This is a genomic window from Thermus sp. FJN-A, from assembly GCF_054655095.1.
The window spans coordinates 1-236 of the sequence record NZ_BAAHSC010000247.1 but is presented as its reverse complement, the minus strand read 5'-3'; the positions used below and the strand labels follow the sequence as shown (position 1 = coordinate 236).

Here is a 236-nt window from a genome sequence, read left to right as displayed (position 1 = left end):
GGGCTTCCTTCCGAGGGGGATTGGGGCCTGCTCCTGGAGGAGGGGGAGCGGGTGGTGGTTGAGGCCATGGGGGAGGGCCGGGTAGAGGGGGGACAGGTGGCCTGGTTTCGGGCGGAGGGGCGGGCGGAGAACCCGGTGTGCGCCTGGTGGATGGTGAGCTTCTCCCCCGACCCCCGGCGGGAGGACGAGCGGGAGATGAGGCTCTACAACGCCTCGGGCCGGGTGTGCGAGGGGGA

The 236-nt window shown here is 72.5% G+C and carries 1 pseudogene; it reads left to right on the top strand.

From position 1 onward, the window contains the following. A pseudogene (locus ACYQ0J_RS13605) lies at positions 1-236 on the top strand (hypothetical protein); the annotation flags it as partial.